Below are 5564 nucleotides of genomic sequence, written 5' to 3'. Positions count from 1 at the left end.
GACATGGAGTTCACAAAAATTTTCTTCGGTTTTTTCCAATTACGCGGTAAATCAATCAGGTCGTAATGTAGAGTAACATCAAAACCATTTTTGTAGCGTGGATTACCCATTGCTTGTAATCGATTTGCCATTCGTAAAGCATAACAATTACGACAACCTTCGGAAACTTTTGTGCATCCAGTGACAGGGTTCCAAGTGGCTTCTGTCCACTCAATGTTTGAGTTGCCAGCCATGTTTATCCCTCCTTAATATATATTTTATCATAAAAGACGGAGGGAACATAGGTTCTTATTTAGGGAATGTGATTTTTACGTTATCCGCTAATGTACGAACCCCTTTACGTGGACGTCTTTTTTCAGCTGGGGGATCTGCACTTATTTTGTTTTCTTCTTCTAATCTCCGAAGGGCCTCTTTGTAGTTTGATTTAACGAAAGGGGTTCCTACGTGGTGTTTTTGATAAATTTCCTCTACCGTTAACGTTTGACCGGCAAATACAGATAATAAATCTCTACCTAGGCTATCCAGTGGCCTTTCGTATTGAGACAGTAATGAAAGCTGAACATTGCGATGCCGTTCAATATGTTTAACTGGAATGTAGGAGAAACTTGCTACACCATCATTTTTCAAAGTACTTTCGTTAGCCATAATATCTTTCATGATCGAATAGCCTAATACATGTTTCGAAACAAAAATTAGATAATGGCTTGTCTTGTGCTTTTGTTCATCCAGGAATCGAAATGGAAGCACATAGTTACTTCCATTATCGGAAAGAGTTTCTGCAAGCTCATTTACGATATATAATTCTCTTTCTTCTGGTGATAAACTTTTAACTTTTGTTCTCATTTTTTCAGCTCTTTCTACTCCAAACAGTGCATCCATATGATCTTTTACTAATGCATTGGTCAACCCCATATTGATTCTATTGTAGTTGAAAAAGAATACACAGTCGGATCCAAAATCTTTGATTAGTGCATTAACAAGGTTAGTAGTTAATCCCTTGTATCCCCAAGGGTCAATGAATGCAAGAGTCGGTATTAGACTGTTCTTCGAAAACAATTTAGCAATTTCGTCGCCAACAACTAAATTCCATACTTGGGGCTTATAAGCTAGAGTGTCTATATTGGGTAGATCCTGTATATTTTGTTCTAAATCTTTAGTTAGTTTTGGATCTGCATCGTTAAAAATAGTTACCACGCTTTTTCGGAGATCATCATTACTAATGCATTTTTCTAAAATAATGAGTGGGGTTGAATGCTCGCCAGTTTCGAACTTACCAGGGCCACTGAACAAGTCAATATATGCCACTCTACCACTTTTTGAACGTGGAATCATAATTTTAGACCAAGCTCCAAAATATTTGGTTAGTATGGCTGTTTTGACTTTAGATTGTTCACGCGGACTAACAAAAAATTCTGTTGAATTTGTCATAATATTCCCTCCCTTACAAGAATAAAAAAGACATCAATCCTCATGTCGTTGATGTCTTTTCTTGTTGCATATTCTTATTCATTGACTTCCCTTTTTACTATGTTGTTATTTTAAGTTGAAAGTTGGTTTACAAACTTAAGTATTCCTGGATGACTTTTTCGGCTTTCCCAACGTACTTTCGGTAGTCTTCCGTTGATTTTAAAGCCTTGTCAAAATCCTTGACGATCAAAGGAGACGCGAGTAGTAAGTCGTCAGGAGTCTGAATCAAAATGCGCGTGTGTCCAGCTTCACTTTTAGAAGCCGGTTCACAAATAACATTAGGGCAAAGATCAAGAATTTCCCTTTCCAATCGTTTGGAGAGCAAATATTTCTTTTTGCCTGTTAACTTGATCCGGGCAAATGAGTAAAATGCGTGTATGTCCAAATAAGTCGATGTTCGGGAATAACGAACAAGACTAGTGTCACGGTTATGATCACTTAATATGCGTAGAACAATGTCATAAGCTCTTTTTTCATCATCGGAAAGACGAAATTTTTCCTCTCTCCGTTTTTGGCATGTTCGATAAACAGCGGCACAAGTCAAACAATCATCTAGTGCGTGATGTGAACTCACCTCTAATTGTAACCACTGTTTCAGTGTTTCCAGCTGATGATTGGGCGTCTCCGGTATGTATTTTCTAGCCAGTGTTAGCGTGTCAATGACGGGGTTGTTTGGCTTTTCTATTCCTAGCCTTCGAGCGTTGCTTAATAAAAACTTCATGTCAAAAGGAGCATTGTGAGCGATCAGTACATCATCCTTTAGGAATTGGATAAAATTTGGGAAGATCTCTTCAATTGTAGGAGCATCTTTCACATCTTTATCTGTGATCCCCGTAATGTCCGTTATTTTAGATGGAATGGGTCTTTTTGGGTTAACAAACGAAATAAAGTGTTCGATGGGCTCATGATTCCGAAATCGTATTGCCCCTATTTGGATAATAGCGTCTTTCTCTGCGTTTAATCCTGTTGTTTCAAAATCTAAAACTACGTAGTCGTCAGGAGTAAACGTCGCCTTTTGATAATTGTAATGGCCGTTTGAAGACGGCTCTGCTTTCCCATTTGGATAGGTTGATGAGGGAAGGCCATATTCGACAGTTACGGATATCGGCGAGGGGTAAACTCCTGTACTGTTGAGATCTTCAGAAGAGAATTTCGTGTCATCTGTGTTGCCGAGATTATTTTTATTAACTGGAGTAACAACATCCTGTTTCTGTTTCGCTTTTTTCCCAAAAAGGCGTTGCAAAATCCCCATTGTTTCCTCTCCCCTAAAAGTAACAAGCTCATTTATCTTTTGTCTTCCGATCCCCTTCGCTCTTCAGGATCTCCCATATCTTCAGAAGCTGCTCTCGTCGCTCCTCCGGCGCTTCGGCCAGTTCCTTGAAGAACAGCCCCAGCTCGGGATCCTTGAGCTCCTCCGGAATGTCATCCTGCTCGGACGGGTTCGGATGGTCAGTCCGGCCGAGGAGGTAGTCGGTGGTGACGTTGAAAAAGTCAGCGAGCTGTCTAACGAATTCAAAGGATGGTTCTCTTTCATCTCTTTCATACATTCCTATTGTGCTCTCGCCGAGACTGAACTTATCAGCCAAGTCCTTTTGAGTCATATTCATTTTTTTCCGCAAGAAGCGGAGTCTTTTACCAAAAGTCATAATAATCACCTATCATAAATTTTAACACAAAGCGTGTGAACAAAAACAAAATATTCACCATAGAACACAAAAAGTGTTGACAACACAGAATGTGTGGTTTAATATTTAAGTAAAGAACACGATTTGTGCAGAAGAGAGGTGGCTAGGCGATTGAATAAGCAGAAAATAGCAGAAACCTTGGTCAAATTACGTGGTAATCGTTCACGCGAAGAAGTAGCTAATGCTGTTGGAATAAGTGTTAGTGCGCTACAAATGTATGAAAACGCCAAAAGGATTCCTAAAGACGAAATCAAGTTAAGAATAGCTCGGTATTATGGAGTTCCAGTCGAGTCAATTTTTTTTAAACAATAACTGCACAAATTGTGTTCTCATGGTCTGTTATCCCCTTTTCAACGTTACTGTGAAGGAGGTGAAGCGAATGTCATCAAACGCCCCTCATGCTCCGCATAAACATGAACAAAGGGGGAATGCGGGCATGAAGGAATTTAAATACGGCAACACGACGGTGATCGTTCACTCCCCATTGGTACTCATGAGCCCAGAGGAGAGAAAGCAATGGTTTGAACAAGAATGGAAAAAAGGCAATCCGATCCTGCGGCAAATCGCCGAGGCGGTGCTGGATTGCTACCGATCTATGGATACTGTACCACAAAGTCTCAAGGATGATGGTAGAAAGGGGAGCAGAGAGGATGAAACGCGGTAGAGCGGCCGATGCGGTGAAAGAGGCGCGGCAGAAAACAGGGATGACGCAGCAACAGCTGTCGTTTGAAATCTACGAATCTCGTGAATCCGTATCGCACCAAGAAAATGGGCGATATCGGGTGCAGCCGAACATATCAAAATATTTCGCCGAAAAACATAACAATCCATGGGTGGCCCTCGAGGCGGCGGCGGAATACACCGGATGGGGGCCGGTGAAGCTCGATGGGGATGCGGTTGACCTTCACCGGGCGAGTGTGACGATGAAAACGCGCGAGGAGCTCGTGGAAGCCCTCGAGGCGATTGAAAGTGTCTGCGTGGCGAACCATCCGCGGTCGATTCGAGAGTTTGATAAACAGCGCTTGGAAGAGGCAATGATGCAGGCGATCGACGCGATCGTGGCGCTGACCCAATACGTAGCGGTTATCTGCGTGGATTACGGCTTTTCCTGGTGGAAAATGTGGCAAAAGCATCGCGCGAAACTGCAAGCGAAAGGATTTATCCGACAATGATAAAGGAGGAAAAAACAATGTTTCAACTGCCGAATTTATCAGAAATGACGGATCTCGAAGCTGTTCACTGGTATACGAGCGAGTTTTTGCGGCTTTCCCGCGAACGAAAACTCGACAGCGAATATGGAAGGGCGTTGCTCGAGTGGAAAAAGCAAATGAATGAACGATTGGAAAAATCACGGAAGGAGTGGTGGTAATGTACGTGGTATGGGTAGCAAGTTCGTTAATGACAGCGAGGGAAGTTCGGGAGGTATGCGCCGAGTTGCGCAATCATCCGGAACTGGTCGAAGCCATTGAGCAAGAAGCTAAAACAAAACTTGTCAACATGAAAAAAGCAGCAAGCCCAACGCTCACTGCTTCCTAAAAAACCAGCCCTATCCCAAACATATCATGTTGCCAACCAAAAGGCAAGCTCATGCTTGCCGACTGGAGTACAGGCGGCGGGTGTGCCCCCAGCCCGCAAGCGCTTGTGCTTCAGTCGGTGCGCATGAGCGCCGGCCAGGCCGAGCGAGAGCGGGCGACGATCCAAAAGGGGAGCCGCGCCACAATACATGTATGGTCATTGCGACGACGCCTGGAGATCATAACGAAGGAGGAATGGCGGTGATCCATATGATCGTTTACCAAGAGGCGGATTTGCGGCAAAAGGCATCAAGATGCATCGAGTACATACAGGAAGCGCTGCAAAACCGCGATTATGAAACGATGGTTATTGAGATGTCTGAGTTGCAGTATTTAGTCAGACAGTTGCAAGAACTCGAACGAAAAGAAGCCCGGCGTCAGCAGTTGTTGAGCATTATACGAGATATGCAACGACGCGGCATTCAAATTGATTTTGTGAAGCTGGGAGAGGAGCGGAATGCGTGAATAAGCTTGATAAACATGAAAAAAGGCACATCCGGCTGCAAATCTGCGAATTGCTCGATTCACATTGCCGCACGTGCCCCGAGCGGATCAAATATCGAAGCACTGTATGTTTGCAAGTTTGCCCGGTCAGCCAGGAGATGCGGCAACTGGCCGCCCTTCTTGAAGGTGATTCTCCGGCCGATCCCCAACCTAGAGAACCGGTTGTGGAACAGGCGCAGAACACACCAAAGCGAAAGGGACGGTGGTCGGCAGAGGAAGTGTTCTACCTTTGGCATCATCGCAAGGTATTGACGATTGATGAGCTCGCAAATCGGCTCAATCGAGAACCAAAAGCCGTCTATGAGAAGTTGAAACAACTGTTGCAAAAAGGCGG

The 5564-nt window shown here is 43.6% G+C and carries 11 protein-coding genes; 7 read left to right on the top strand and 4 right to left on the bottom strand.

Features of this window, described 5'->3' with window-relative positions; genetic code table 11:
• From GZ1_RS18595 to GZ1_RS16765, 4 genes are all read right to left on the bottom strand, one after another.
• Positions 1 to 233, bottom strand: a 233-nt coding sequence (locus GZ1_RS18595) for a DUF5131 family protein (protein ID WP_157074394.1), incomplete at its 3' end; no start/stop codon positions are given.
• 55 nt (positions 234 to 288) lie between these two features.
• Positions 289 to 1428 (bottom strand): three-Cys-motif partner protein TcmP, encoded by a 1140-nt coding sequence (locus GZ1_RS16775; protein WP_060788937.1) that lies wholly within the window; start codon positions 1426 to 1428, stop codon positions 289 to 291.
• 127 nt (positions 1429 to 1555) lie between these two features.
• Positions 1556 to 2719, bottom strand: a complete 1164-nt coding sequence (locus GZ1_RS16770; RefSeq protein WP_060788936.1) for a 3'-5' exonuclease — start codon at positions 2717 to 2719, stop codon at positions 1556 to 1558.
• Between the two features lie 28 nt (positions 2720 to 2747).
• Positions 2748 to 3113 carry a helix-turn-helix domain-containing protein gene (locus GZ1_RS16765; RefSeq protein ID WP_060788935.1) on the bottom strand — a complete coding sequence of 122 codons (366 nt, stop codon included), beginning with the start codon at positions 3111 to 3113 and terminating at the stop codon, positions 2748 to 2750.
• Between the two features lie 150 nt (positions 3114 to 3263).
• Between GZ1_RS16765 and GZ1_RS16760 the strand changes: the two genes are divergently transcribed.
• The 7 genes from GZ1_RS16760 to GZ1_RS16735 form a co-directional block, all read left to right on the top strand.
• The gene (locus GZ1_RS16760; RefSeq protein ID WP_023634366.1) at positions 3264 to 3464 is read left to right on the top strand and encodes a helix-turn-helix transcriptional regulator; all 201 of its coding nucleotides are present in this window, start codon (positions 3264 to 3266) and stop codon (positions 3462 to 3464) included.
• Between the two features lie 124 nt (positions 3465 to 3588).
• The gene (locus tag GZ1_RS16755; protein WP_060788939.1) at positions 3589 to 3816 is read left to right on the top strand and encodes a hypothetical protein; all 228 of its coding nucleotides are present in this window, start codon (positions 3589 to 3591) and stop codon (positions 3814 to 3816) included.
• Complete coding sequence (locus GZ1_RS16750) at positions 3803 to 4324, top strand: helix-turn-helix domain-containing protein (RefSeq protein WP_060788934.1); 522 nt, start codon at positions 3803 to 3805, stop codon at positions 4322 to 4324. Before GZ1_RS16755 ends, GZ1_RS16750 begins: the two co-directional genes overlap by 14 nt.
• A 17-nt stretch (positions 4325 to 4341) precedes the next feature.
• Complete coding sequence (locus GZ1_RS16745) at positions 4342 to 4521, top strand: hypothetical protein (protein ID WP_060788933.1); 180 nt, start codon at positions 4342 to 4344, stop codon at positions 4519 to 4521.
• The gene (locus GZ1_RS19335; RefSeq protein WP_167346372.1) at positions 4521 to 4688 is read left to right on the top strand and encodes a hypothetical protein; all 168 of its coding nucleotides are present in this window, start codon (positions 4521 to 4523) and stop codon (positions 4686 to 4688) included. Before GZ1_RS16745 ends, GZ1_RS19335 begins: the two co-directional genes overlap by 1 nt.
• Before the next feature lie 248 nt (positions 4689 to 4936).
• Positions 4937 to 5191, top strand: coding sequence for a hypothetical protein (locus GZ1_RS16740; RefSeq protein WP_255211318.1), 255 nt, complete (start codon positions 4937 to 4939; stop codon positions 5189 to 5191).
• A partial coding sequence (locus GZ1_RS16735) for a hypothetical protein (protein ID WP_060788932.1) occupies positions 5188 to 5564 on the top strand: 377 nt, incomplete at its 3' end. The genes GZ1_RS16740 and GZ1_RS16735, both read left to right, overlap by 4 nt.

The organism is Geobacillus zalihae NBRC 101842 (assembly GCF_001544135.1).
Classification (GTDB): Bacteria; Bacillota; Bacilli; order Bacillales; family Anoxybacillaceae; genus Geobacillus; species Geobacillus zalihae.
This window is presented reverse-complemented; position numbering and strand designations above follow the sequence as displayed.

What these genes read in the sequence shown, in the direction of transcription:
- GZ1_RS16775 (WP_060788937.1), bottom strand. Translation starts at nt 1,428, where the DNA reads ATGACAAATTCAACAGAATTTTTTGTTAGTCCGCGTGAACAATCTAAA.
- GZ1_RS16765 (WP_060788935.1), bottom strand. Translation starts at nt 3,113, where the DNA reads ATGACTTTTGGTAAAAGACTCCGCTTCTTGCGGAAAAAAATGAATATG.
- GZ1_RS16755 (WP_060788939.1), top strand. Translation starts at nt 3,589, where the DNA reads ATGAAGGAATTTAAATACGGCAACACGACGGTGATCGTTCACTCCCCA.
- GZ1_RS16745 (WP_060788933.1), top strand. Translation starts at nt 4,342, where the DNA reads ATGTTTCAACTGCCGAATTTATCAGAAATGACGGATCTCGAAGCTGTT.
- GZ1_RS19335 (WP_167346372.1), top strand. Translation starts at nt 4,521, where the DNA reads ATGTACGTGGTATGGGTAGCAAGTTCGTTAATGACAGCGAGGGAAGTT.
- GZ1_RS16740 (WP_255211318.1), top strand. Translation starts at nt 4,937, where the DNA reads ATGATCGTTTACCAAGAGGCGGATTTGCGGCAAAAGGCATCAAGATGC.
- GZ1_RS16770 (WP_060788936.1), bottom strand. Translation starts at nt 2,719, where the DNA reads ATGGGGATTTTGCAACGCCTTTTTGGGAAAAAAGCGAAACAGAAACAG.
- GZ1_RS16750 (WP_060788934.1), top strand. Translation starts at nt 3,803, where the DNA reads ATGAAACGCGGTAGAGCGGCCGATGCGGTGAAAGAGGCGCGGCAGAAA.